The sequence below is a fragment of the Stappia indica genome (genome assembly GCF_001696535.1).
In the GTDB taxonomy this organism is placed as follows: domain Bacteria; phylum Pseudomonadota; class Alphaproteobacteria; order Rhizobiales; family Stappiaceae; genus Stappia; species Stappia indica.
Genome location: NZ_MBQE01000001.1, coordinates 368,354 through 392,404, shown reverse-complemented (window position 1 = coordinate 392,404; position 24,051 = coordinate 368,354). Strand labels below are relative to the sequence as shown.

Below are 24,051 nucleotides of genomic sequence, written 5' to 3'. Positions count from 1 at the left end.
AAGGGCGCTGCGGGCAAGCCGCGAGGGCAGCAAGGCATGAACAAGACGATCTTTGTCGACGGCAAGGAGATCGAGGTTCCGCAGGACTACACGCTGCTGCAGGCTTGCGAGGCGGCGGGTGCCGAGGTGCCGCGCTTCTGTTTCCACGACCGTCTGTCGATTGCCGGCAACTGCCGCATGTGCCTCGTCGAGGTGAAGGGCGGACCGCCGAAGCCGGTGGCCTCCTGCGCCATGAACGTGCGCGACCTGCGCCCGGGGCCGAACGGCGAGCCGCCGGAGGTCTTCACCAAGACCCCGATGGTCAAGAAGGCCCGCGAGGGCGTTATGGAGTTCCTGCTGATCAACCATCCGCTCGACTGCCCGATCTGCGATCAGGGCGGCGAGTGCGACCTGCAGGACCAGGCCATGGCCTATGGCGTCGACGCGTCCCGCTATGCGGAGAACAAGCGCGCTGTCGAGGACAAGTATATCGGCCCGCTGGTGAAGACGATCATGACGCGTTGCATCCACTGCACGCGCTGCGTCCGCTTCACCACGGAAGTCTGCGGTGTCGCCGACCTCGGCCTGATCGGTCGTGGCGAGGATGCCGAGATCACCTCCTATCTGGAGAATGCGCTGTCCTCCGAGATGCAGGGCAACGTCGTCGACCTGTGCCCGGTCGGTGCGCTGACCCACAAGCCCTATGCCTTCCAGGCCCGCCCGTGGGAGCTGAAGAAGACCGAGACCATCGACGTGATGGATGCGGTCGGCTCGGCGATCCGCGTCGACACCCGCGGCCGCGAGGTCATGCGCGTGCTGCCGCGTCTCAACGAGGCGGTCAACGAGGAGTGGATCTCCGACAAGACCCGCTACATCTGGGACGGCCTGAAGACCCAGCGCCTCGACCGCCCCTATGTGCGCGTCGACGGAAAGCTGCGCCCGGCCAGCTGGGGCGAGGCGTTCGCCGCCATTGCCTCCAAGGTCAAGGCGTCGAGCCCGGAGAAGCTGGCGGCGATCGCCGGCGATCTGGCGAGCGTCGAGGAAATGTTCGCGCTGAAGAGCCTGATGACGGCGCTCGGCTCGGCGAATATCGACTGCCGCCAGGACGGGACCGCGCTCGATCCGGCGCTCGGCCGCTCCTCCTATCTGTTCAACGCGACCATCGAGGGGATCGAGGACGCGGACGCGGTGCTGATCATCGGCTCCAACCCGCGTCTCGAGGCTCCGGTGCTGAACGCGCGCATCCGCAAGCGCATGCGCATGGGCCCGCTGCCCGTCGGCGTCATCGGCCAGCAGGCCGACCTGACCTATCCGGCGACGTATCTGGGCGCCGGTGCCGAGACGCTGGCCGATCTTGCGGCCGGCAAGCACGGTTTCGCCGACGTTCTGAAGAATGCCGAGCGTCCGCTGATCATCGTCGGCCAGGGCGCGCTGTCGCGCGCTGACGGCGCGTCGGTCCTGTCGGCCGCTGCTGCGCTCGCCCGTTCGGTCGGCGCGACCGGTTCCGACTGGAACGGCTTCTCGGTGCTGCACACCGCGGCCTCGCGCGTCGGCGGCCTCGACATCGGCTTCGTGCCGGGCGAGGGCGGCAAGGGCACGGCCGAGATCCAGCAGGCGGCAGGCGAGGGCGCGATGGATGTCGTGTTCCTGCTCGGCGCCGACGAGATGGACATGAGCGCCTTCGGCTCGGCCTTCGTGGTCTATGTCGGCACCCATGGCGACCGCGGCGCACATCGCGCCGACGTGATCCTGCCGGGGGCTGCCTATACCGAGAAGTCGGGCACCTGGGTCAACACCGAGGGCCGCGTGCAGCTCGGCGACCGTGCGGCCTTCCCCCCGGGCGAGGCCCGCGAGGACTGGGCGATTCTGCGTGCGCTGTCGGCGCAGCTGGGTTCGGCGCTGCCGTTCGACTCGCTGCAGGACCTGCGCAAGGCGCTCTATGCGGCGCATCCGCTGATGGCCGGCATCGACGCCATCGAGAATGACGGCGGCGAGGGCACCGCGAAGGCGGCGGACCTCGGCGGCAAGATGGCCGGCGAGGCGTTCCAGCCGGCGATCACCGACTTCTACCTGACCAATCCGATCGCGCGGGCCTCCGCGACGATGGCCGAGTGTTCGGCCCTCGCCAAGGCACGCGCGGCAGAGGCCGCGGAGTAAACGGGGGCAATGATGGCGGACTTCTGGGCGGATTATCTCTTCCCGCTGATCATCATGGTGGCACAGAGCGTGCTGCTGCTGGTCGCACTGCTGCTGATCGTGGCCTACATCCTGTACGCGGACCGCAAGGTCTGGGCGGCGGTGCAGATCCGTCGCGGCCCGAACGTCGTCGGGCCCTGGGGCCTGCTGCAGTCGTTTGCCGACCTTCTGAAATTCGTGCTGAAGGAGCCGGTGATCCCGGCCGGCGCCAACAAGGGCCTGTTCCTGCTGGCGCCGCTGGTCACCGTGACGCTGGCGCTGACCGCCTGGGCGGTGGTGCCGGTGGCCGAAGGGTGGGTGATCGCCGACATCAATGTCGGCATCCTGTTCATCCTCGCGATCTCTTCGCTCGGCGTCTACGGCATCATCATCGGCGGCTGGGCCTCGAACTCGAAGTACCCGTTCCTGTCGGCGCTGCGCTCGGCGGCGCAGATGGTCTCCTACGAGGTGTCCATCGGCTTCGTCATCGTGACGGTGCTGCTGTGCGTCGGCTCGCTGAACCTCACGGACATCGTCCTGGCTCAGAAGACCGGCCTTGCCAGCGCGCTCGGGCTGCCGTGGCTGACCTTCCTGAACTGGTACTGGCTGCCGCTGTTCCCGATGTTCGTGATCTTCTTCATCTCGGCGCTGGCGGAGACCAACCGTCCTCCGTTCGATCTGGCCGAGGCCGAGTCCGAGCTGGTCGCCGGTTTCATGGTCGAGTACGGCTCCACGCCCTACATGATGTTCATGCTCGGCGAGTATGTGTCGATCGCGCTGATGTGTGCGCTGACGACCATCCTGTTCATGGGTGGCTGGCTGCCGCCGCTGGACGTCGCACCCTTCACCTGGGTCCCGGGCTTCGTCTGGTTCCTGCTGAAGTCGCTGTTGGTGTTCTTCATGTTCGCGATGGTCAAGGCGATGGTCCCGCGCTACCGCTACGACCAGCTGATGCGCCTCGGCTGGAAGGTGTTCTTGCCGCTGTCGCTGGCCATGGTGTTCGTCGTCGCGGTTGTGCTGATGGCCATGGGCTGGGCGCCGACCGGCGCGTAAGGGCCGGGCAGGCGAGGGCCGGGCACATAAGGAGAGGGCGGCATGTCGGTCTCGATTGCAGGACTGATCGGTGCCGCCATCGGCCTCTATGTGGGCTGGATCGACTACAAGATCGTCGTCGGCGTCCTGAGGGCGGCGGCGGAACGGCAAAAGAAGCAGAGCGGGCGTGAAAGCCTGCTCGGGCGATACATGGGCCAGCTCCAGATCCTGGTGATGGCCTTCTCGCTGGTCGGGTTTCCGGTGGTCGGGTACCTGGCAGGCAGTTCGCTCGCCGGATAGGCGGGCGGGGAATTCCGGGTCGGCGGCCAACGGGCGGCATGCCGGCACAGTTCAAGGATTTGGCCGCTCGCGGTCCGCGCCCTTGTCGGGGCTTGCGGGACCAGCGGGCGAGCCAGAGGAAAACGTAACCACGGGGCTAGACGCCATGGCACTGCAACAGGCGGCAAAATCGCTTCTGCTGAAGGAGTTCGTCTCCGCCTTCTTCCTGGCGATGCGCTACTTCTTCAAGCCGAAGCCGACGATCAACTACCCCTTCGAAAAGGGGCCGGTGAGCCCGCGGTTCCGCGGCGAGCACGCGCTGCGCCGTTATCCGAACGGCGAGGAGCGCTGCATCGCGTGCAAGCTGTGCGAGGCGATCTGTCCGGCTCAGGCGATCACCATCGAGGCCGGCCCGCGCCGCAACGACGGCACGCGGCGCACGACCCGTTACGACATCGACATGGTCAAGTGCATCTACTGCGGCTTCTGCCAGGAGGCGTGCCCGGTGGACGCGATCGTCGAGGGGCCGAACTTCGAGTTCGCCACCGAGACGCGCGAGGAGCTGTACTACGATAAGGAAAAGCTGCTGGCGAACGGCGACCGTTGGGAGCGGGAGATCGCCAGCAACATCGCCATGGACGCGCCTTATCGCTGAGGCGGCGGGAGTGGACGGCGCGCGGCCCGTGGTCTAAGACGAGGCCGCTGCGCGCCGGAAGCGCCCAATTCATCTGGAGCCGCGACGCGGCTGCGACTTAAACGGGGACGACGGGGGCACACCGCGACATGGTCCTGCAAGCCATCTTCTTCTATCTCTTCGCCGCTGTTGCGGTCGCGTCGGCCTTCATGGTCATCGCGTCCCGCAATCCGGTGCACTCCGTCCTGTTCCTGATTCTCGCCTTCTTCAACGCCGCGGGCCTGTTCATTCTGCTCGGGGCGGAGTTCCTGGCGATGCTGCTCGTCGTCGTCTATGTCGGCGCGGTGATGGTGCTGTTCCTGTTCGTGGTGATGATGCTCGACGTCGACTTCGTCGAGATGCGCCAGGGCTTCCTGCAGTACATGCCGGTGGGCGGCCTGATCGGCCTGATCCTCCTGGTCGAGCTGCTGTTCGTGCTCGGCGCCTGGGTGATATCGCCAGAGATCGCCGGAACGACGGCCGCGCCCGCGCCGCTGCCTGCGGACATGTCGAACATCCGCGCGCTCGGCGAGCTCGTCTACACCCGCTACATCCTGTTCTTCCAGACGGCCGGCCTCGTCCTGCTGGTGGCGATGATCGGCGCCATCGTGCTGACGCTGCGCCACAAGGAAGGCGTGCGGCGGCAGAACATCTCTGAGCAGGTTGGCCGCACGCGCGAAGCGTCGGTCGAGGTGCGCAAGGTCGAAACCGGCAAGGGTATCTGAGGATACCGCCGCTCACATTCACGGTGCGCGCCCGCCCGGGCCGCGCACCGCAAGGTCTCACTCGGGGGAGCATCACGAGGCGCCCATGGAAATCGGTCTGTCACACTATCTGGCGGTCGCCGCGATTCTGTTCACCATCGGAATCTTCGGCATCTTCCTGAACCGCAAGAACGTGATCGTCATCCTGATGTCGGTGGAGCTGCTTCTGCTCTCCGTCAACATCAACCTGGTCGCCTTCTCGGCGTTCCTCGGCGATCTGGTCGGGCAGGTCTTCGCGCTTCTGGTGCTGACCGTCGCGGCCGCAGAGGCGGCCATCGGCCTTGCGATCCTGGTGGTGTTCTACCGCAACCGCGGCTCGATCGCGGTTGAAGACGTCAACATGATGAAGGGGTAAGGGCAGGATGTACCAGCTTATCGTCTTTCTGCCCCTGATCGGCTTCCTGATCGCCGGCATCTTCGGCCGGGTGATCGGTGCCAAGGCCAGCGAATACGTCACCTCCGGCCTGCTGATCGTGGCCGCCATCCTGTCGTGGATCGGGTTCTTCTCCATCGGCTACGGCGAGACCGCCGTGGTCAAGGAGCCGGTGATGCGCTGGATCACGTCCGGCACGTTCGATGTCGAGTGGACGATCCGTGTCGACACGCTGACCGCCGTCATGCTGGTGGTGGTCAACTCGGTGTCCGCGCTCGTGCATGTCTACTCCATCGGCTACATGCACCACGATCCGCACCGTCCGCGCTTCTTCGCCTACCTGTCGCTGTTCACCTTCGCCATGCTGACGCTGGTGACCTCCGACAACCTGCTGCAGATGTTCTTCGGCTGGGAGGGCGTCGGTCTCGCCTCGTATCTGCTGATCGGCTTCTGGTACCAGAAGCCGTCCGCGAACGCGGCGGCGATGAAGGCCTTCGTGGTCAACCGCGTCGGCGACTTCGGCTTCATTCTCGGAATCTTTGGCGTCTTCGTGCTGTTCGGCTCTGCCGACTACGACGCGATCTTCGCCAATGCCCAGGGCTTTGCGGAAGGCGAGCCGAAGGTCGTTCTCGACTTCCTCGGCTACCAGCTGACCCAGGACGCGGCGCTGACCGTGACCTGCCTGCTGCTGTTCATGGGCGCCATGGGCAAGTCGGCGCAGTTCCTGCTGCACACCTGGCTGCCGGACGCGATGGAAGGCCCGACGCCGGTCTCCGCGCTGATCCACGCCGCGACCATGGTGACCGCGGGCGTGTTCATGGTGGCGCGCCTGTCGCCGGTCTTCGAGCTGTCGCACACCGCGCTGACCGTGGTGACGTTCTTCGGCGCGACGACGGCGTTCTTCGCGGCGACCGTCGGCCTCGTCCAGAACGACATCAAGCGCGTCATCGCCTACTCGACCTGCTCGCAGCTCGGCTACATGTTCGTCGCGCTCGGCGTCGGCGGCTATTCGATCGCGATCTTCCATCTGTTCACGCACGCCTTCTTCAAGGCGCTGTTGTTCCTCGGTGCCGGCTCGGTGATCCATGCCGTTTCGAACGAGCAGGACATGCGCAAGATGGGCGGCCTCGCAAAGCACATCCCGCTGACCTACTGGATGATGGTGATCGGCACGCTCGCGCTGACCGGCTTCCCGCTGACCGCCGGCTTCTTCTCCAAGGACGGCGTGATCGAGGCGGCCTATGTCGGCCACAACGCATTCGCCATGTACGGCTTCTGGCTGACCGTGGCGGCTGCCGGCCTGACCTCGTTCTACTCCTGGCGCCTTGCCTTCATGACCTTCCACGGCAAGCCGCGTGCCTCCGTCGACGTGATGAAGCATGTGCACGAGAGCCCGCTGGTGATGACCGTGCCGCTCATGATCCTTGCGGTCGGCGCGCTGTTCGCGGGTCTCGTCTTCGCCGGCGTCTTCATGGGCGAGGGCTACGAGGGCTTCTGGAAGGGGGCGCTGTTCACCTCCGAGGAGAACCACATCCTGCACGACATCCACGAGGTGCCGCTGTGGGTGAAGGCTTCGCCCTTCGTGATGATGGTGCTCGGCTTCGCGTTCGCCTGGCTGTTCTACATCCGCTCGCCCGAGATCCCGCGCCGCCTGGCGGAGCGTCACGACGGCCTGTACCGCTTCCTGCTGAACAAGTGGTACTTCGACGAGCTGTATGACGCGATCTTCGTCCGGCCCGCCATGTGGCTCGGCCGCCAGCTCTGGAAGAAGGGCGACATGGCGACCATCGACCGGCTCGGACCGGACGGCATCGCCGCCCGCGTCCAGGACGTCAGCTCCTGGGCCGTGCGCCTGCAGACCGGGTATCTCTATCACTACGCATTCGCCATGCTGATCGGCGTCGCCGCGCTGATCACCTGGTCCATGTTCTCCGTCGGGGGCGCTCACTGATGAGCAACTGGCCGCTTCTTTCGATCACGACCTTCCTTCCGCTGGTCGGCGTCTTCTTCATCCTGCTGGTCCGCGGCGAGGACGAGGGGGCGAAGGAGAACATGCGCCGCGTGGCGCTGATCACCACAGTGTTCACCTTCATCGTGTCGCTCTTCATCTGGGGCGGCTTCGATGCGACAAATCCCGGCTTCCAGTTCCAGGAAAGCGGGGAGTGGCTGGGCGCCAGCATCGGCTATCGCATGGGCGTCGACGGCATCTCCATGCTGTTCGTCATCCTGACCACGTTCCTGATGCCCTTCTGCATCCTCGCCAGCTGGCAGAGCGTGCAGCTGCGGGTGAAGGAATACATGATCGCCTTCCTGGTGCTGGAAACGCTGATGATCGGCGTGTTCTGCGCGCTGGATCTGGTCATGTTCTACGTGTTCTTCGAGGCCAGCCTGATCCCGATGTTCCTGATCATCGGCGTGTGGGGCGGCAAGCGGCGCGTCTATGCCAGCTACAAGTTCTTCCTCTACACGCTGCTCGGCTCGCTCCTGATGCTGATCGCGCTGATGGCGATGTACTGGAACGCCGGCACCACCGACATCCCGACCCTGATGTCGCACGGCTTCCCGGAAGGCATGCAGACCTGGCTGTGGCTGGCCTTCTTCGCCTCCTTCGCGGTGAAGATGCCGATGTGGCCGGTCCATACCTGGCTGCCGGACGCGCACGTGGAGGCCCCGACGGCCGGCTCGGTCATCCTGGCGGCGATCCTGCTGAAGATGGGCGGCTACGGCTTCCTGCGCTTCTCGCTGCCGATGTTCCCGCTGGCGAGCGAGATGTTCGCGCCGCTGGTCTTCACCCTCTCGGTGGTGGCCATCGTCTACACCTCGCTGGTGGCGCTCGCCCAGGAAGACATCAAGAAGCTGATCGCCTACTCCTCGGTGGCGCACATGGGCTACGTGACCATGGGCATCTTCACCATGACGGAGCAGGGCGTGCAGGGTGCGCTGTTCCAGATGCTCTCGCACGGCATCGTCTCCGGCGCGCTGTTCCTGTGCGTCGGCGTGATCTACGACCGCATGCACACCCGCGAGATCTCCGCCTATGGCGGCCTGGTGAACCGGATGCCGTTCTATGCGGTGGCCTTCCTGATCTTCACCATGGCCAATGTCGGCCTTCCGGGCACCAGCGGCTTCGTCGGAGAGTTCCTGACGCTGATGGGCGCGTTCCAGGTGAATACCTGGGTGGCGCTGATCGCCACCACCGGCGTCATCCTGTCGGCCGCCTATGCGCTCTTCCTCTACCGGCGCGTCGTGTTCGGCGTGCTCGACAAGGAGAGCCTGAAGTCGATCACCGACCTCACGCTTCGCGAGAAGGTGATCCTGGTTCCGATGATCATCCTGACCATCCTGTTCGGCTTCTACCCGGCGCCGATCCTGGATGCCACGGCCGCCTCCGTGGGCGCGCTCGTCACGCAATACCAGGCCGCGATCGAGGCGGCCCAGTCGACCGCCATGCTGGCGCAGTAAGGTCCCGAGGACGAAAGACGCCATGAACGCCTATTCCCAACTCCCGGATCTCTCGCCCGCGCTGCCGGAGCTGTTCCTCGCCATCGGCGCGCTGGCGCTGCTGATGATCGGCGTGTTCGGCGGCCGCAGGATCACGCCCTACGTCACCGCGCTGTCGGTCGCGCTGCTGGCGGTGGCGGCCCTGCCGCTGCTGCTGCCCGCGCAGTTCGGCATCACCGAGACGCAGAGCTTCCACGGCGCCTTCGTGCTCGACGGCTTCGCCCGCTATCTCAAACTGCTGACGCTGATCGGCTCGGGCTTCGCCATCGCCATGTCGGTGGCCTTCGCCCGCAACGAGAATTTCGAGCGGTTCGAGTATCCGGTGCTGATCGTGCTGTCGACGCTCGGCATGCTCCTGATGCTGTCGGCCAACGACCTGATCACGCTCTATCTCGGCCTCGAACTGTCCTCGCTGGCGCTCTACGTCATCGCGGCGTTCAACCGCGACAGCGTGCGCTCCACCGAGGCGGGCCTGAAGTACTTCGTCCTCGGCTCGGTGTCCTCGGGCATGCTGCTCTACGGCATGTCGCTGGTCTACGGCTTCACCGGCCAGACCGGCTTTGCGGCCATCGCCGCGGCGGTCGCTGCGCAGGGCGGCTCGTCGCTCGGCCTGATCTTCGGCCTCGTGTTCATCCTCGCCGGCCTTGCCTTCAAGATCTCGGCCGTGCCGTTCCACATGTGGACGCCGGACGTCTACGAGGGCGCGCCGACCCCGGTCACGGCGTTCTTCGCCGCCGCGCCGAAGATCGCCGCCATGGGCCTGATGACCCGTGTCGTCATCGAAGCGTTCGAGCCGGTGACCCACGACTGGCAGCAGATCGTCGTCTTCATCTCCATCGCCTCGATGGCGCTCGGCGCCTTCGCCGCGATCGGCCAGAAGAACATCAAGCGCCTGATGGCCTATTCGTCCATCGGCCACATGGGCTTTGCGCTGGTCGGCCTTGCCGCCGGCTCCAAGGCCGGTGTCGAAGGCGTCATGATCTACATGACCGCCTATCTGGCGATGACGCTGGGTGCCTTCGCCTGCATCCTGTCGATGCGGCGCAAGGACGGCATGGTCGAGGAGATTTCCGATCTCGCCGGCCTGTCGCGCACCAACCTGCCGATGGCGGTGCTGCTCGGCATCCTGATGTTCTCGCTGGCCGGCATTCCGCCCTTCGTCGGCTTCTTCGCCAAGTTCTACGTGTTCCTGGCGGCGGTCGAGGCGGGTCTCTATCCGCTGGCGGTGATCGGCATGCTGGCCTCGGTGGTCGGTGCCTACTATTACCTGCGCATCTGCAAGGTGATGTTCTTCGATGAGCCGGCGCGCCAGTTCCTGCCGATGCCGGTGGAGCTGAAGTTCACCCTCGGCCTGTCCTCGGCCTTCGTGGTGTTCTTCGTGGTCTTTGCCGGCTCCATCGTCGAAATGGCCGGCACTGCGGCGGGGACGCTGTTCTGAGCACGCTCGCCTTCGACGGCCGGGTCCGCGAGGTTCCCGGCGTCGCTGGATACCGCGTTGCCGCTCACGCGGAACTGGGATCGACCAACAGCGCCGCCCTTGCAGCGGCCGGAGAGGGCGATCCGGGCAATCTGTGGATCGTCGCCGGCCGCCAGACTTCCGGGCGCGGCCGGCGCGCCCGCCCTTGGGTTTCCGAACCCGGCAACCTATATGCCTCTCTGTTGACCATCGATCCGGTGCCGCCCGTGCGGATCGGCCAGTTCCCGCTGGTCGCCGCGCTTGCCCTTGCCGATGCCGTCGACACGATGACCGGCACCTACGGCCTCGTGCGGCTGAAATGGCCGAACGACCTGCTGGTGGACGGCGCCAAGATCTCCGGCATCCTGCTGGAGGCCACCATGCTTGCCGACGGTCGGCGCGCGGTGGTATGCGGCTTCGGGCTTAACCTTTCGCATCATCCGGACCTTCCGGACTACAGGGCTGCGAACCTGGCGGGCCTCGGCTTTCAGGTGACGCCGGACCGGGCCTTCGCGGCGCTCGCCGCCAGCATCGCGCAGCAGATGACGCGCTGGCGCGAGGCGCCGTTCTCGCAGGTGCTGGACGACTGGCGCCGCCGTGCGGTCGGCATCGGCGCGCCGATCCGGGTGCGGCTCGAGGACCGCGAACTGAACGGAATTTTCGCCGGGCTCGACCCGGAAGGGCGGCTGGTGCTGGAGACCGGCGACACGAGGCAGACCATCGCCGCGGGCGATGTCTTCTTCGATGGCGCGGCCCTTGGCGCCTCCGCCCCCGGCAAGACCGCCGGCTGACGACGAGATTGCAGGCGGGCATGTCGCGGATGCCCTGCCGGTGACCACAAACGCGACGCGAGGCTGTCCGCATGCGGCGGACGGCCCTTATTGGCATTCGAGATGACCGGGCCGCAGCAGGATCCGCGAGGATCGCTGCTGCCTGTCCGGTCGATACAGGAGCATTCAATGGCCACCAGAAAAAGAGCCGGCGGCAAGGGCAAGGGCTCGGGCGAAAACGAGCTCGTATTCGTCGCGCTCGGCGGCCTCGGCGAGATCGGCATGAACATGGCGCTCTACGGTTACGGCCCGGAGCACGACCGACGCTGGCTGATGGTCGATTGCGGCGTCACCTTCGCCGGGCCGGACCTTCCCGGCGTCGACATCGTCGTCCCCGACATCCGTTTCATCGAGGAAGAGCTGGACCGGCTCGACGGCATCGTCATAACCCACGCGCACGAGGACCATTACGGCGCCATCGTGCATCTGTGGCCGCGGCTCAAGGCGCCGCTCTACATGACGCCGTTCACTGCCGGCTTGCTGGAGGCCAAGGCGGCCGGCGAGCCGGGCGTCGGCAAGATCCCGGTGACGGTGGTCGAGCAGGGCGCCCGCGTCGAGATCGGCCCGTTCGAGGTCGAGTTCGTCGCCATGTCGCACTCGATCCCCGAGCCTTGCGCGCTGGCGATCCGCAGCCCGGCCGGCACTGTGCTGCATTCGGGCGACTGGAAGATCGACCCGACGCCGGGCATCGGCAAGCCGATCGACACCCAGCGGCTCGCCGAAATCGGCGACGAGGGCGTGCTGGCGCTGATCTGCGACAGCACCAATGCCCCGCGCGAAGGCTCCAGCCCGAGCGAGGCGGACGTTGCCAAGGGACTCGCCACGGTCATTCGCAAGGCCAAGCGCCGCGTTGCGGTGACCACCTTCGCCTCCAACGTGGCGCGCATCCGCTCGGTCGCGCTGGCCGCGAAGGAGGCCGAACGCGACGTCGTGGTGATGGGCCGCTCCATGCAGCGGACCATCGAGGTCTGCCGCGAGCTCGGCTATCTCGACGACATTCCCGCCTTCCTGTCGGAGGATGCCTATGGCTACCTGCCGCCGGAGCGCGTCGTGCTGCTCTTGACCGGCAGCCAGGGCGAGGAGAGGGCGGCGCTCGCCCGCATCGCCGCCGGCGACCACCGCAATGTCGCGCTGTCGAAGGGCGACATGGTGATCTTCTCCTCCCGCACCATTCCCGGAAACGAGAAGGCGGTCGGCAGCATCATCAACAAGCTGGCCGAGTCCGAGGTCGACATCGTCACAGACCGCGACGCCTTGGTGCACGTGTCCGGCCATCCGCGCCAGGACGAGCTGCTGCAGCTCTATGATCTGCTGAAGCCGCAGGCCCTGATCCCGGCGCATGGCGAGGCGATGCATCTGAAGGCGCATCGCGACCTGGCGGTCCGTCACGGCATCAAGGATACGCTGATCGCCCGCAACGGCGACATTGTGCGACTTGGAACCGGCAAGCTGACGGTGGTCGACGAAGTGCCGGTCGGCATCACGGTCAAGGACGGCCTTCTCTACGGCGATGTCGAGGAGATGGGCGTCAACGAGCGGCGCAAGCTCTCCTTTGCCGGGGCGATGACCGTGTGCGTCGTCATCGACGCCAAGGGCATGGTGATCGGAGAGCCGATGGTGTCGATGTTCGGCCTGCCGGAGACCGACCGCGAGGGCGACGACCTCGAGGATATCGTCATCGACGAGGTGATGTCGGCGCTGGACAGCATTCCGAAGAACCGGCGCCGGGACGACGATCTCGTCGCCGAGGCGGCACGGCGGGCGGCGCGCGCTGCGGTGCGCGACTGCTGGGGCAAGAAGCCGCTGACCGAGGCGCTGGTCCAGCGCGTGTGACCAAATGACGGGTGGCGGGCGCGCCCGCCATGCGTCATGACTTCGGGTCGTGATTGGCGGATAGTGACTGGCGCACCGGGCGGATCGCCCCGGTCGCCGTTTCTTGAGGAGGGAAGCTGATGATCGGACGCCTGAACCATGTGGCCATCGCCGTGCCGGACCTTGAGGCCGCAACGGCGACCTATCGCGACACGCTGGGGGCGCGGGTTTCGCAGCCCCAGCCGGAGCCGGACCATGGCGTCACCGTCGTCTTCATCGAGCTGCCCAACACCAAGATCGAGCTGCTGGAAGCGCTCGGCGAGAATTCGCCGATCAATGCCTTCCTGGAGCGCAACCCGTCGGGGGGCATCCATCACGTGTGCTACGAGGTGGAGGACATCCTTGCCGCCCGCGACCGGCTGGTCGAGACGGGCGCGCGGGTGCTGGGCACGGGCGAGCCGAAGATCGGCGCGCACGGAAAGCCGGTGCTGTTCCTGCACCCGAAGGATTTCAACGGCACCCTGGTGGAGCTGGAGCAGGTCTGACGACCTGCTTTTCGTCTGCGTGCAACGTTCTCGTTAAAAAGGCAAAGCGGTGTCTCTCGTTTCCTCGGTCGCGATCTATTTCGTCATCTGGTGGATCATCCTCTTCGCGATCCTGCCCATCGGCGTGGTGACGCAGGAAGAGGGCGGCGAGGTGATTCCCGGCACCGAATCCAGCGCGCCCCAGCGGCCGCAGCTGCTCAAGAAGGCGCTGATCACCACGCTCGTCGCGGCCGTGGTGTTCGCCGGGGTCTACTGGCTGAAGGTCTATTCCGGGCTGACGCTGGACGATCTGCCGTTCAAGCCGCCCAGCAGCCGCTGACGCCGGCGCGGTCGCTGGCGCGTCAGCCGCTTGGCCGGCCGGGGCGCTGCGGGACTGTCGTCCAGCGCGATGGCGATCGCCAGTTCCTGCTCGCAGTCGGAGATGAACTGCGCCTTCTGCTCTCCCGTAAGCAGGGAGAGGTCGTCGCTGCCGAACCGGCGCCCGGCGAGCCCGCGGGCCAGCGTCATCTGGTCATAGCGCCCCAGCTTCATCAGCAGCTGGTCGAAGCGCCAGTCGACGGACCAGCCGGACTGGGCCGGTGTCTTATCGTTCGGATCGCCAAACAGCATTGCACACTCCCTTGGCAGGCCGATGCCGCTGTTTTCCGCCGTCGATGCCTTGCGCCATCGGCACCGTCTGGCTGCCGGTGCCTTGCCTGTGGCCGCCATCGCCGGCGCCCGGTGTCGTCTCGTCGCCGGCGGCGGTCCGCCACCGGTGGTCTTGCGTGAGCGCACCGGCAATCGCCTGCCATCCCGTCACCCCCGAGCCGATCCTTCAATGCACGCCGTGATTGCATCGTTATCTCACCATTCGGACCTTGCGGGGACTTGCGCATGCGTGCGGCTTGTCAGGCGCGCCGGACCCCGGTAAGGAACCGGATGAGGGTTTGCAGGTCCGCCTTGCGGACCGGCGCAAGACCGGGCCGGGGGGTGCCGGACCGGAGCAAGAACGCAAAGAGGCGTGCAATGGGCGATTACGAGCAGGTCCGCACCCACATGGTGGACAACCAGCTGCGGACCAACGACGTCACGGACCTGAGGGTGCTGGACGCGATGGAAAGCGTGCCGCGGGAGCGGTTCGTGCCGACCCCCAAGCGCTGCATCGCCTATAGCGACCAGGACATCGTCGTGGCGAGCGGGGAGACCAGCCGCTACCTGATGAAGCCGCATGTCTTCGGCAAGCTGGTGCAGCTCGCCGCCGTCAAGCCGGGCGAAGTGGTCCTGTGCGTGGGCTGCGGCACCGGCTACAGCGTCGCCGTCTTCGCGCAGCTGGCCGGCTCCGTCGTCGGCATCGAGTCGGATCCGCAGATCGCGGCCGCCGCATCGGAGCTGCTGGTGGAGCTCGGCATCGAGAACGCGGCGGTGATCGAAGGCGATCTCGCCAAGGGCGGCGCGTCCGAGGGGCCGTATGACGTGATCTTCGTCGACGGCGCCGTCGAGGTGCTGCCGGCGTCGCTGACGGCGCAGCTCAAGGACGGCGGCCGGCTGGTCGTCGTGCGCGGTCTCGGCGGTGCGGGCCAGGCCGAGCTCTATGTGCGCTCGGGCGATGCGGTGTCCGGCCGCTTCGCCTTCAACGCCTCGGCGCATCTGCTGCCGGGCTTCGAGCGCCCGAAGGAATTCGTCTTCTGACGGTTTTCCCAAGCTTTTTCGCAGTTTCAGAGGCCGCGCCGGACCGCCATCCGCGCGGCCTCTTGCGTTTCCCCGACGTGACTTTCGGGCACAGGTGTTGCCGAGAGGTCGCAGCCGGTTCCGAATGCGAGCGCCGTTACCTTTGAAAGGTTGTGTCGCGACCGGCGGGAGATAACAGTACCGGAGCCGTGGACTGTCCGTTGGAGGACGGGCAACCGGCATGGCGCAGCGGAACCGTCCGAAGCGCTGACCAAGGGATCAAAAAGCGGCGGGCGCCCCTGGGGCGGACCGGAAAACCGCGGATCCGCACAGGCAGGATCATGGGTCACAGGGACCCGCGTCAAACAGAAGTCGGCCGCCGGTGATTCTGCCGAAGCGGCTGCTCCGGAGTTGTACAGGGGTGTTCAAGGTGAAGCGGACGGGTTCATGGCTCTTTGCGACCGCGCTTGCGGTGGCGGTCGCTGGCGTGCCCGCGACGGGACGCGCGCAGTCGATCGACCAGGCGTTGGCTCAGGCCTATTCCGACAATCCCACGCTGAATGCGGCCCGCGCGGCGCTGCGCTCGGTCAATGAGTCGGTGCCGCAGGCGCTGTCGGGCTGGCGCCCGCAGATCTTCGGCCGCATCGATGTGGGCTCGCAATATTCCCGGACCGATCCGGGCCGCTCGAATTACGGCAACACGGCCTCCGTCGGCCTGTCTCTGTCGCAGGCGCTGTTCCGCGGCTTCCGCACGGTGAACTCGGTTCGCCAGGCCGAGGCCGTGGTGCGGGCCGAGCGCGAGAGCCTGCGGGCGACCGAGCAGGCGGTGATGCTGGATGCGGCGACGGCCTATATGGACGTCATCAGCACCACGGCCATCGTGTCGCTGCGGCGCAGCAGCCTTGCCTTCCTCTCGGAACAGGTGCGCGCGGCGCAGGACCGGTTCGAGGTGGGCGAGGGCACGCGCACCGACGTGTCGCAGGCCCGGGCGCGCTATTCCGAGGCCCAGTCGGACCTCAACCTGGCGATGGCCAACGTCAATACGGCGCGGGCCATCTATCGCCAGGTCGTCGGCTCGGATCCGAAGTCGCTGTCGGCGCGCACGTCGATCTACGGCCGGCTGCCGCGCTCGCTGCAGGAGGCGCTGAACCTCAGCGCGGCGAACCATCCGTCGATCCTTGCGGCACAGCATCTCGTCGATGCCGGCACGTTCGGCGTGAAGACCATCGAGGGCGAGCTGCTGCCGACCGTGACCGTCGAGGCCGACCTGCAGCGCCAGTGGCGCCCGCCGTCCTCGCGGACCACCGACACGGTCGACAGCGCCAGCATCTTCGGCCGCGTGTCGATCCCGATCTACCAGGGCGGCGCCGTGTCCTCCCGCGTGCGTCAGGCGAAGGAGGATCTCGGCCAGACCCAGATCCAGCTCGACGTCGCCCGCGACCAGATCCGCGCCAATGTCGTCTCGGCCTGGGGCCAGTATCAGGCGGCGCAGGCCTCGATCCAGGCCGGCGAGGATGCCGTTGCCGCCAATCAGCTGGCGCTGGAAGGCGTCATCGAGGAGCAGCGCGTCGGTCAGCGCACGACGCTCGACGTGCTGAACGCCCAGTTCGACCTGGTCAACAGCCGCGTCAGCCTGATCAGCGCGCAGCGCAACCGCACGGTCGCCGCCTATGCCCTGATCTCGGCCGCCGGCCGGCTGACCTCCGACCAGATCGGCCTTGCCGTGGCGCGCTACGACGAGACGGCGCACTACAAGAAGGTGCGCAACAGCTGGTACGGCCTGAAGACGCCGGACGGGCGCTGAGCGAAAGCCCGGTCGTCCATCCGTCTCGAAAAGACCGCTCCTGAGGTTTCAGGGGCGGTTTTTCGTGCATAACGGCCCGAATCGGGGAATTGTTGGGCCGTTCGGGCCTGTCGGGCGGCGGTGAAGCGCCGTGTTGCGTTTCCCCCGGCGGCTTAACACGGTATAGTTTTTCGTGACCGACTCGGCAGTTCCGCCAAGGGCTGCCGATGGTCAGAAGCTTTCCGGCCCCGGGCCGGACGCAGAGTTTTCGAGTGCGGGGATCGGTATGGCCAACGCCAGTCAAGCTCAAGAACCTTCAATGGAAGAAATCCTGGCGTCCATTCGCCGGATCATTTCCGATGAAGACACGTCTGCAGGCGGGAAGGCAGCGGCCGAGCCGGAAGAGGCGATGCCCGCCGCCGGCGAGGAGATGTCGCAGGACGATCTCGACAAGCTGTTCGATTCCGCCGGCGACGACGAGATCGAGGTGGAGATCGACGAGCCCGTGGTCGCCAAGGCCGAGGTCGAGGTGGAGGTCGAGGCCGACACCGACGACGTGCTGGAGCTGACCGAGGACCAGGCCGTCGAGGCCGACGACGAGATCGACGCCTTCGACATGGTCGAGGGATTGGGAACCGACGACGACGAGGCCGGCGACGTCGCCTTCGTCGATCAGGAGCCCGAGCCTGCGCCCGCACCCAAGGACGCCCCGCGTGCGGCGCCCCGTGCGTCCGCTGCGCCGGAGGGCGACGATCTGCTGTCGCCGGATGCCAACCAGGCGGTCCAGGCAGCGTTCCACAATCTCGCCGGAACCATCCTGTCCAACAATGCCCGCACGCTGGAGGATCTCGTCAAGGAGATGCTGCGGCCGATGCTGAAGGGCTGGCTCGACGAGAACCTGCCGCCGCTGGTCGAGCGGCTGGTACGTCAGGAGATCGAGCGGGTATCGCGCGGGCGTTGACGCCACGCACGCCTCCGCTCGAAACGCCGCCCACCGGGCGGCGTTTTCGTTTGCGGCGCCGCTCCCGCCACCGCGCGAGTGTTGACTTGGCGCCGCGCCAGCGAGTAACCACGCGATCAGTTCTCAAATCCCCGGGAAAACCGATGCTCGACAAGACCTACGACGCTGCCACAGTCGAACCCAGGATCGCCAAGACCTGGGACGAGGCGGATGCCTTCAAGGCGGGAGCCGGCGCCGAGCCGGGCGCGGCGTCCTATTCGATCGTCATCCCGCCGCCCAACGTCACGGGCTCCCTGCACATGGGCCACGCGCTCAACAACACGCTGCAGGACATCCTCATCCGTTTCGAGCGCATGCGCGGACGCGACGTGCTGTGGCAGCCGGGCATGGACCATGCCGGCATCGCCACGCAGATGGTCGTCGAGCGCCAGCTGGCCGAGCGCCAGGAGCCGGGCCGCCGCGACATGGGCCGCGAGGCCTTCGTCGAGCGCGTGTGGGACTGGAAGGCCGAATCCGGCGGCATGATCCTCAACCAGCTCAAGCGGCTGGGGGCCTCGTGCGACTGGTCGCGCGAGCGCTTCACGATGGACGAGGGCCTGTCCCGCGCCGTGCTGGAGGTCTTCATCAGCCTCTATCGCGACGGCCTGATCTACAAGGACAAGCGGCTGGTCAACTGGGACCCGAAGCTCCTGACCGCGATCTCGGACCTCGAGGTCGAGCAGATCGAGATCAAGGGCAATCTCTGGCACTTCCGTTATCCGCTGGAGGGCGGCGAGACGTTCCAGGCGCCGGTCGCCTGGGACGAGGATGGCAACCCGACCGAGTTCGAGACGCGCGACTACATCACCGTCGCCACGACCCGGCCGGAGACCATGCTCGGCGACACGGCGGTTGCCGTGAACCCGGAAGACCCGCGCTACAAGGGCCTGATCGGCAAGCATGTGGTGCTGCCGCTGGTCGGCCGCCGCATTCCCATCGTCGCCGACGACTATGCCGATCCGGATGCCGGCTCGGGCGCCGTCAAGATCACTCCGGCGCACGACTTCAACGATTTCGAGGTCGGCCGTCGCCACGACCTGCCGATGATCTCCGTTCTCGACCGCGAGGCGAAGGTTCGCCTTGCCGAAAACCCGGAGTTCCTGGAGGGCGTCGCGCACAGCGCCGAGCTCACCGAGACGATCTCGGCCTATGAGGGCTGCGACCGCTTCGACGTGCGCAAGCGTCTCGTCGCGCGCATGGAGGAGCTTGGCCTGCTCGACCGGATCGAGCCGCACACGCACATGGTCCCGCATGGCGACCGCGGCGGCGTGCCGATCGAGCCGCTCCTGACCGACCAGTGGTATGTCGATGCCAAGACGCTGGCCCAGCCGGCGATCGCCAGCGTGCGCGAGGGCCGGACCAACTTCGTTCCGCGCAACTGGGACAAGACCTATTACGAGTGGATGGAGAACATCCAGCCCTGGTGCATCTCGCGCCAGCTGTGGTGGGGTCACCGCATCCCGGCCTGGTACGGCCCGGACGGCAAGATCTTCGTCGAGCGCAGCGAGGACGAGGCGCTGGAGGCGGCGCGCGCGCATTACGCCCGCGACGTCGAGGTCCTCGAGATGGAAGCCGCGCTCGCCCGCTGGGATGCCGGCGGGGAGGGCGCGGTTGCGCTCTACCGCGACGAGGACGTGCTCGACACCTGGTTCTCCTCGGCGCTGTGGCCGTTCTCCACGCTCGGCTGGCCGGACAAGACACCGGAGCTCGCCAACTACTACCCGACGAGCGTCCTGATCACCGGCTTCGACATCATCTTCTTCTGGGTCGCCCGAATGATGATGTTCGGCGATCACTACATGAAGACCGAGCCCTTCCACACGGTCTACATCCACGCCCTGGTCCGCGACGAGAAGGGCCAGAAGATGTCGAAGTCGAAGGGCAACGTCATCGATCCGCTGGCGCTGGTCGACGAGTACGGCGCCGATGCGCTGCGCTTCACGCTGGCGGCGATGGCGGCGCAGGGCCGCGACATCAAGCTGGCGACGGGCCGCGTTGCCGGCTACCGCAACTTCGTCACCAAGCTGTGGAACGCCGCCCGCTTCGTCGAGATGAACGGCGGCAAGCGGCCGGCCGGCTTCGATCCGGTCGGCGTGCGCGAGACGGTCAACCGCTGGATCGTCACCGAGACCGGGCGCTGCGTCGCCGAGGTGACCGAGGCGCTCGAGGGCTTCCGCTTCAACGAGGCGGCCGGCGCGGCTTACCGCTTCGTCTGGAACACCTATTGCGACTGGTATCTGGAGCTGGCCAAGCCGATCTTCGGCGAGGGCAGCGAGGAGGCCCGCGAGGAAACCCGCGCCACCGCCGCCTGGGTGCTCGACGAGGTCCTCAAGATCCTGCATCCGTTCATGCCGTTCATGACCGAAGAGCTGTGGGCGCGCACCGTCGAGGGCGATGCAGAGGCCGCACGCGAGAAGCTGCTCGTCCACACTCGCTGGCCGGTTTCGGCCGGCGGCGACCAGTCCTCGGCTTCCGAGATCAACTGGCTGGTGGACCTGATCACCTCGATCCGCTCGGTGCGTGCCGAAATGAACGTGCCGGCCGGCGCCCGTGTGCCGCTGGTCGTCACCGGCGCTGGCGAGGTCACCCGCCAGCGGCTCGCCACCCACGAGGCGGCACTGCTGCGGCTGGCGCGGGCCGAGAGCGTGTCGCTCGCCGACGTGCCGCCGCGCGGTTCGGTGCAGATTGTCAGTGGAGAGGCGGTCTTCTGCCTTCCTCTTGCCGATTTCATCGATCTTGGTGCCGAGGCGGCTCGGCTTGCCAAGGAGGAAGCCCGGCTGGACGGCGAGATCGCCCGGATCGACAAGAAGCTCGGCAATCCGGCTTTCGTCGCCAAGGCGCCGGAAGAGATCGTCGTCGCGGAACAGGAAAAGCGGGCGGAACTCGTTGAGTTGCGCGACAAGGTCGTGGAGGCGCGCAAGCGTCTTGCCGATCTGTCGCATGCGTGATCCGGCAAGCTGAGCGAGGGAAGTGCGGATGAAGCTGGCTGCGGAGTTGCGGAGCTTCCTGCCTGGTGTGGCGGGCGCGGCGATGGTGCTGATGACGGGCCTGTCGCCGGCCCTTGCCGAAAAGATCGAGAACCCGGTTGCCGTGTTCTCCGGTCTCGACAAGATCACCGGCCGCATCATTAGCTTCGACGTCTATATCGGCGAGACGGTGCAGTTCGGCGCGCTGCAGGTGACCCCGCGCGAGTGCAACACCCGGCCCGAGACCGAGGCGCCGCAGACGACGGCCTTCGTCGAGGTGGACGAGATCACGCTGAACAACGAGGTCCGGCGGATCTTTACCGGGTGGATGTTCGCGGCGAGCCCCGGCCTGCACGCGGTCGAGCACGCCGTCTACGACGTGTGGCTGACCGACTGCAAGCAGTCCTCTACCGTCGCCCCGCCGCCCAACTACAGCGGCCCGCCGATCTCGGCGGAGGCGGCCGCCGGCGAGGACCCGCTGGCCGGCACCAAGCCGGAGCTCGGCCCCGAGCAGGTGCTTCCGCGGCTGAAGCCGCCGATGTGACCGGCAGGCGCGGATGCGGGCCCGTACGGCCTCAGTTCGCGCCTTGCGCCGTCTCCACGATCCAGTCTCCGACAAGCGGAATGGCGCCTTTCGCGTAGGCCTTGCGGCCGAGCAGCAGGAAGGCGCCTTTTGCGTACCAGGGCATCTGGTCGGCGAGCTGGTAGCCGAAGAGGCTCGACCTCAACAGCCCGTGCGTCGCGCCGGGCAGCACCTCGACGCGGTGGTGCGGCGAAGAAGGGAGCAGCCGCCGGTAGTCGCCCGCATTTGCCTGCGGGTCGACATTGAGATCTTCGGCTCCCCACACGGCCAGGAACGGCGCATCCACTTGCGCGATGGCGTCGCTCGCGTCCGCATGGCGGTTGCGCCGGATGAAGGCGAGGCGCTCCACCGACGTCCCCATCGCCCTTGCCGCGTCCGCCTCGGGCAGCGTGCCGGCGGCGAGGGCGGAGAACATCTCTTCCTCGCTTCGGTCGGTCTCGATCAGGTGCTGCGCGATCTCTTCCGGCGTGCGCCCTTCGGCCTCCAGCCGGCGCGCGGTGAAATAGTCGCCCTGCCGCTGCCAGCTGACCGCCCCGCCCACCAGAACGAAGAACGCCGGTTTGGGGCCGTCTTGCGCGGCCACGGCCGGTAGCACCCATCCCGCCTGCGAGAAGCCGAGAAAGCCGATGCGCCCGCGCGCCTGCGGCAGGGCCTGCGCGACCGCCGTCCACGCGGCGCGGGCTTCCTCGCTGCGGTCCGGCATCGACTGCGCCAGCCAGTCGCCGCTGCTGGCGCCGATGCCCGGCTTGTCCCAGGAGTAGACGGCGATGCCGCGGTCGAGCAGCGCGTTGACGAGCGGAAGATAGCCGCCGTTCGACCAGCGGTCCTGCGGTCCGTCGCCATGCACCAGCAGGGCCACCGCCTGCGGGCGCTCTTCCGCGCCATCCGGCAGGACCAGGGTTCCGGACAGCGTCGCGCCGCCTGCCGTGAACGTCAGCTCTCGTTGGCTGCGTCCGTCCAGATCGAAGTCGGAAAGGCCCGAAAGCAGGGCGAGGCCTGCGGCGACCAGAACCAGAAGGGCAAGCATCGCGAGGGCGATGCGCCTGCGGTTCGTTCTTGCCGGCTTGTGCATCCCGTCCCCTTTGTTCCGCCGTCCGTTTCGGGCAGGTGGGGACGGGATGACTTCTGTTCAACCTGCGGTTTTGCGCAAAGCCTGCCGTCAGGCGAGGCTGCGGCCCAGCCGGCCGGCCAGGTCCTGGATGAACTGGAAGGCGACGCGGCCCGAGCGGCTGCCGCGGGTGGTCGACCATTCCAGCGCCTCGGCGCGCAAGGCCGCCGGGTCGTAGTCGAGGCCGTAATGCGTCACGTAGCCGTCGATCATCGCCAGGAACTCGTCCTGACTGCACTTGTGGAAGCCGAGCCACAGGCCGAAGCGGTCCGACAGGGAGACCTTCTCCTCCACCGCTTCGCCGGGATTGATCGCGGTCGAGCGCTCGTTCTCGATCATGTCGCGCGGCAACAGGTGGCGGCGGTTGGAGGTGGCGTAGAACAGCACCGTGTCCGGCCGCCCCTCGATGCCGCCGTCGAGCGCGGCCTTCAGCGATTTGTAGGAGGCATCGCCGCTGTCGAAGCTGAGATCGTCGCAATAGACGATGGTGCGGTGGCCGCCGGCCTTCACCAGCTTCATCAGGGCGGGCAGGCTCTCGATGTCCTCGCGGTGGATCTCGATCAGCTTCAGCCGGTCGGGCACGCCGCGGCTCGCCAACTCGGCGTTGACATGGGCATGGGTCGCCTTGACCAGCGACGATTTGCCCATGCCGCGCGCGCCCCACAGCAGGACGTTGTTGGCGGCAAAGCCGCTGGCGAAGCGCATGGTGTTGTCGACCAGCTGGTCGCGCGCCCGGTCGACGCCCTGCAGCAGGCCGATGTCCACCCGGTTGACCTTCGCAACCGGCTCCAGGGTGCCCGTGTCGGCCTGCCAGACGAAGGCGTCCGCGGCAGTGAAGTCGGGGGCAGGGCGGGCCGGCGGCACCGCGCGGGAAATCAGCTCGATCAGCGTGTCGAGGCGGCTGGCGAGATCGTCTGCCTGGGTCTTGTAGTGCTGTGCGGGATCCATATCTGTGCCGTGGGTCTTTTGTGATGGGGCCTGCCGGGTCAAGATGTCCGGCAGCAGAAGTGCGGGGGGAATTTCCTAGCACGGTCGAAGGCCGCGCCAAAGCCGGGAAAACACCGGCGGAAGCGGGCCTGGAACCGCTCGGTTCGTCTTGCAAAGACCGGCGCGACTTGTATAGTCCGCGCGACTTTCATTCAGGAGCCGGCCTCGTGGAGTGATCGCGAAAACGCGATACACGGGCGGCAAGGGAGATGTACATGCTGATTTCGCCCGCCTATGCGCAGGGAGCCGGCGCCGGTGGCTCGACCGACCTTCTGATGTCGTTCCTGCCGTTCGTGCTCATCTTCGTGATCATGTACTTCCTGATCATCCGTCCGCAGCGCCAGCGCATGAAGCAGCACCAGGAGATGGTCTCGAACCTGCGCCGCGGCGACACGGTCGTCACCGCCGGCGGGCTGATCGGCAAGGTCTCCAAGGTGGTGGACGACGGCGAAGTGCAGCTGGAACTCGCCGAAGGGCTCAAGGTGCGCGCCGTGCGCAGCATGATCACGGAAGTCCGGTCCAAGTCCGAGCCCGTCAAGGACAACGGCTGACCTTTCG

Annotated in this window: 22 protein-coding genes; 19 read left to right on the top strand and 3 right to left on the bottom strand. The window is 66.9% G+C overall.

Translation table 11 applies throughout. The features are described from left to right. The first annotated feature begins 36 nt into the window (after positions 1-36). The 13 genes from nuoG (at position 37) to BBX35_RS01725 (ending at position 13,738) form a co-directional block, all read left to right on the top strand. Positions 37-2,136: an NADH-quinone oxidoreductase subunit NuoG gene (gene nuoG / locus BBX35_RS01785; protein WP_067215337.1), complete on the top strand. Its 2,100-nt coding sequence runs from the start codon at positions 37-39 to the stop codon at positions 2,134-2,136. Positions 2,137-2,148: 12 nt separating this feature from the next. After that, the gene (gene nuoH / locus BBX35_RS01780; RefSeq protein ID WP_088946048.1) at positions 2,149-3,207 is read left to right on the top strand and encodes an NADH-quinone oxidoreductase subunit NuoH; all 1,059 of its coding nucleotides are present in this window, start codon (positions 2,149-2,151) and stop codon (positions 3,205-3,207) included. Positions 3,208-3,249: 42 nt separating this feature from the next. Further along, entirely contained in the window at positions 3,250-3,486 is a 237-nt protein-coding gene (locus BBX35_RS01775) for an NADH dehydrogenase (RefSeq protein WP_067215332.1), read from the top strand. A 145-nt stretch (positions 3,487-3,631) separates the two neighbouring features. After that, a complete protein-coding gene (gene nuoI / locus BBX35_RS01770) occupies positions 3,632-4,120 on the top strand; it encodes an NADH-quinone oxidoreductase subunit NuoI (protein WP_067215330.1) in 489 nt (162 codons plus the stop codon). 128 nt (positions 4,121-4,248) lie between these two features. Next, the gene (locus BBX35_RS01765) at positions 4,249-4,863 is read left to right on the top strand and encodes an NADH-quinone oxidoreductase subunit J (protein ID WP_067215328.1); all 615 of its coding nucleotides are present in this window, start codon (positions 4,249-4,251) and stop codon (positions 4,861-4,863) included. A gap of 85 nt (positions 4,864-4,948) precedes the next feature. Then, positions 4,949-5,257: an NADH-quinone oxidoreductase subunit NuoK gene (nuoK, locus tag BBX35_RS01760; RefSeq protein WP_067215325.1), complete on the top strand. Its 309-nt coding sequence runs from the start codon at positions 4,949-4,951 to the stop codon at positions 5,255-5,257. A 7-nt stretch (positions 5,258-5,264) separates the two neighbouring features. Next, positions 5,265-7,226 carry an NADH-quinone oxidoreductase subunit L gene (gene nuoL / locus BBX35_RS01755; RefSeq protein WP_067215323.1) on the top strand — a complete coding sequence of 654 codons (1,962 nt, stop codon included), beginning with the start codon at positions 5,265-5,267 and terminating at the stop codon, positions 7,224-7,226. Then, positions 7,226-8,737 carry an NADH-quinone oxidoreductase subunit M gene (locus BBX35_RS01750; protein ID WP_067215322.1) on the top strand — a complete coding sequence of 504 codons (1,512 nt, stop codon included), beginning with the start codon at positions 7,226-7,228 and terminating at the stop codon, positions 8,735-8,737. Before nuoL ends, BBX35_RS01750 begins: the two co-directional genes overlap by 1 nt. Positions 8,738-8,759: 22 nt before the next feature. Beyond that, the gene (nuoN, locus tag BBX35_RS01745; protein ID WP_067215319.1) at positions 8,760-10,214 is read left to right on the top strand and encodes an NADH-quinone oxidoreductase subunit NuoN; all 1,455 of its coding nucleotides are present in this window, start codon (positions 8,760-8,762) and stop codon (positions 10,212-10,214) included. Continuing rightward, a complete protein-coding gene (locus BBX35_RS01740) occupies positions 10,211-11,023 on the top strand; it encodes a biotin--[acetyl-CoA-carboxylase] ligase (protein WP_067215318.1) in 813 nt (270 codons plus the stop codon). The genes nuoN and BBX35_RS01740 overlap by 4 nt, the downstream gene beginning before the upstream one ends. A 168-nt stretch (positions 11,024-11,191) precedes the next feature. Further along, the gene (locus BBX35_RS01735; RefSeq protein ID WP_067215315.1) at positions 11,192-12,895 is read left to right on the top strand and encodes a ribonuclease J; all 1,704 of its coding nucleotides are present in this window, start codon (positions 11,192-11,194) and stop codon (positions 12,893-12,895) included. 119 nt (positions 12,896-13,014) lie between these two features. Continuing rightward, positions 13,015-13,419: a methylmalonyl-CoA epimerase gene (gene mce, locus BBX35_RS01730; RefSeq protein WP_067215313.1), complete on the top strand. Its 405-nt coding sequence runs from the start codon at positions 13,015-13,017 to the stop codon at positions 13,417-13,419. Between the two features lie 49 nt (positions 13,420-13,468). Next, complete coding sequence (locus BBX35_RS01725; RefSeq protein WP_067215312.1) at positions 13,469-13,738, top strand: DUF1467 family protein; 270 nt, start codon at positions 13,469-13,471, stop codon at positions 13,736-13,738. Here the strand turns inward: BBX35_RS01725 and BBX35_RS01720 are convergent. Further along, the gene (locus BBX35_RS01720; protein ID WP_067215309.1) at positions 13,684-14,028 is read right to left on the bottom strand and encodes a hypothetical protein; all 345 of its coding nucleotides are present in this window, start codon (positions 14,026-14,028) and stop codon (positions 13,684-13,686) included. The genes BBX35_RS01725 and BBX35_RS01720 overlap by 55 nt on opposite strands. A 396-nt stretch (positions 14,029-14,424) precedes the next feature. Between BBX35_RS01720 and BBX35_RS01715 the strand changes: the two genes are divergently transcribed. The 5 genes from BBX35_RS01715 to BBX35_RS01695 all read left to right on the top strand — a co-directional run bounded on the left by BBX35_RS01715 (position 14,425) and on the right by BBX35_RS01695 (position 21,359). Further along, complete coding sequence (locus BBX35_RS01715; RefSeq protein ID WP_067215307.1) at positions 14,425-15,087, top strand: protein-L-isoaspartate O-methyltransferase family protein; 663 nt, start codon at positions 14,425-14,427, stop codon at positions 15,085-15,087. 400 nt (positions 15,088-15,487) lie between these two features. Next, the gene (locus BBX35_RS01710; RefSeq protein WP_083205961.1) at positions 15,488-16,870 is read left to right on the top strand and encodes a TolC family outer membrane protein; all 1,383 of its coding nucleotides are present in this window, start codon (positions 15,488-15,490) and stop codon (positions 16,868-16,870) included. A 298-nt stretch (positions 16,871-17,168) separates the two neighbouring features. After that, the gene (locus tag BBX35_RS01705; protein WP_341871201.1) at positions 17,169-17,810 is read left to right on the top strand and encodes a PopZ family protein; all 642 of its coding nucleotides are present in this window, start codon (positions 17,169-17,171) and stop codon (positions 17,808-17,810) included. A gap of 143 nt (positions 17,811-17,953) precedes the next feature. Further along, a complete protein-coding gene (locus BBX35_RS01700) occupies positions 17,954-20,797 on the top strand; it encodes a valine--tRNA ligase (RefSeq protein ID WP_067215302.1) in 2,844 nt (947 codons plus the stop codon). 28 nt (positions 20,798-20,825) lie between these two features. Beyond that, entirely contained in the window at positions 20,826-21,359 is a 534-nt protein-coding gene (locus tag BBX35_RS01695; protein ID WP_067215300.1) for a DUF2155 domain-containing protein, read from the top strand. Positions 21,360-21,390: 31 nt separating this feature from the next. Here the strand turns inward: BBX35_RS01695 and BBX35_RS01690 are convergent, their stop codons facing one another. Next, positions 21,391-22,425 (bottom strand): alpha/beta hydrolase family protein, encoded by a 1,035-nt coding sequence (locus BBX35_RS01690; protein ID WP_208979738.1) that lies wholly within the window; start codon positions 22,423-22,425, stop codon positions 21,391-21,393. A 132-nt stretch (positions 22,426-22,557) separates the two neighbouring features. Continuing rightward, complete coding sequence (locus tag BBX35_RS01685; protein ID WP_067215296.1) at positions 22,558-23,454, bottom strand: ATP-binding protein; 897 nt, start codon at positions 23,452-23,454, stop codon at positions 22,558-22,560. 254 nt (positions 23,455-23,708) lie between these two features. Here BBX35_RS01685 and yajC point away from each other — a divergent pair, with 254 nt between their 5' ends. Further along, positions 23,709-24,044, top strand: a complete 336-nt coding sequence (yajC, locus tag BBX35_RS01680; RefSeq protein ID WP_067218035.1) for a preprotein translocase subunit YajC — start codon at positions 23,709-23,711, stop codon at positions 24,042-24,044. The last annotated feature ends 7 nt before the right edge of the window (positions 24,045-24,051 follow it).

Bases quoted from the DNA above. Each gene is read 5' to 3' on its own strand.
- nuoG (WP_067215337.1), top strand. From the start codon at position 37: ATGAACAAGACGATCTTTGTCGACGGCAAGGAGATCGAGGTTCCGCAG.
- nuoH (WP_088946048.1), top strand. From the start codon at position 2,149: ATGGCGGACTTCTGGGCGGATTATCTCTTCCCGCTGATCATCATGGTG.
- BBX35_RS01775 (WP_067215332.1), top strand. From the start codon at position 3,250: ATGTCGGTCTCGATTGCAGGACTGATCGGTGCCGCCATCGGCCTCTAT.
- nuoI (WP_067215330.1), top strand. From the start codon at position 3,632: ATGGCACTGCAACAGGCGGCAAAATCGCTTCTGCTGAAGGAGTTCGTC.
- BBX35_RS01765 (WP_067215328.1), top strand. From the start codon at position 4,249: ATGGTCCTGCAAGCCATCTTCTTCTATCTCTTCGCCGCTGTTGCGGTC.
- nuoK (WP_067215325.1), top strand. From the start codon at position 4,949: ATGGAAATCGGTCTGTCACACTATCTGGCGGTCGCCGCGATTCTGTTC.
- nuoL (WP_067215323.1), top strand. From the start codon at position 5,265: ATGTACCAGCTTATCGTCTTTCTGCCCCTGATCGGCTTCCTGATCGCC.
- BBX35_RS01750 (WP_067215322.1), top strand. From the start codon at position 7,226: ATGAGCAACTGGCCGCTTCTTTCGATCACGACCTTCCTTCCGCTGGTC.
- nuoN (WP_067215319.1), top strand. From the start codon at position 8,760: ATGAACGCCTATTCCCAACTCCCGGATCTCTCGCCCGCGCTGCCGGAG.
- BBX35_RS01735 (WP_067215315.1), top strand. From the start codon at position 11,192: ATGGCCACCAGAAAAAGAGCCGGCGGCAAGGGCAAGGGCTCGGGCGAA.
- mce (WP_067215313.1), top strand. From the start codon at position 13,015: ATGATCGGACGCCTGAACCATGTGGCCATCGCCGTGCCGGACCTTGAG.
- BBX35_RS01720 (WP_067215309.1), bottom strand. From the start codon at position 14,028: ATGCTGTTTGGCGATCCGAACGATAAGACACCGGCCCAGTCCGGCTGG.
- BBX35_RS01715 (WP_067215307.1), top strand. From the start codon at position 14,425: ATGGGCGATTACGAGCAGGTCCGCACCCACATGGTGGACAACCAGCTG.
- BBX35_RS01705 (WP_341871201.1), top strand. From the start codon at position 17,169: ATGGAAGAAATCCTGGCGTCCATTCGCCGGATCATTTCCGATGAAGAC.
- BBX35_RS01700 (WP_067215302.1), top strand. From the start codon at position 17,954: ATGCTCGACAAGACCTACGACGCTGCCACAGTCGAACCCAGGATCGCC.
- BBX35_RS01695 (WP_067215300.1), top strand. From the start codon at position 20,826: ATGAAGCTGGCTGCGGAGTTGCGGAGCTTCCTGCCTGGTGTGGCGGGC.
- BBX35_RS01690 (WP_208979738.1), bottom strand. From the start codon at position 22,425: ATGCTTGCCCTTCTGGTTCTGGTCGCCGCAGGCCTCGCCCTGCTTTCG.
- BBX35_RS01685 (WP_067215296.1), bottom strand. From the start codon at position 23,454: ATGGATCCCGCACAGCACTACAAGACCCAGGCAGACGATCTCGCCAGC.
- yajC (WP_067218035.1), top strand. From the start codon at position 23,709: ATGCTGATTTCGCCCGCCTATGCGCAGGGAGCCGGCGCCGGTGGCTCG.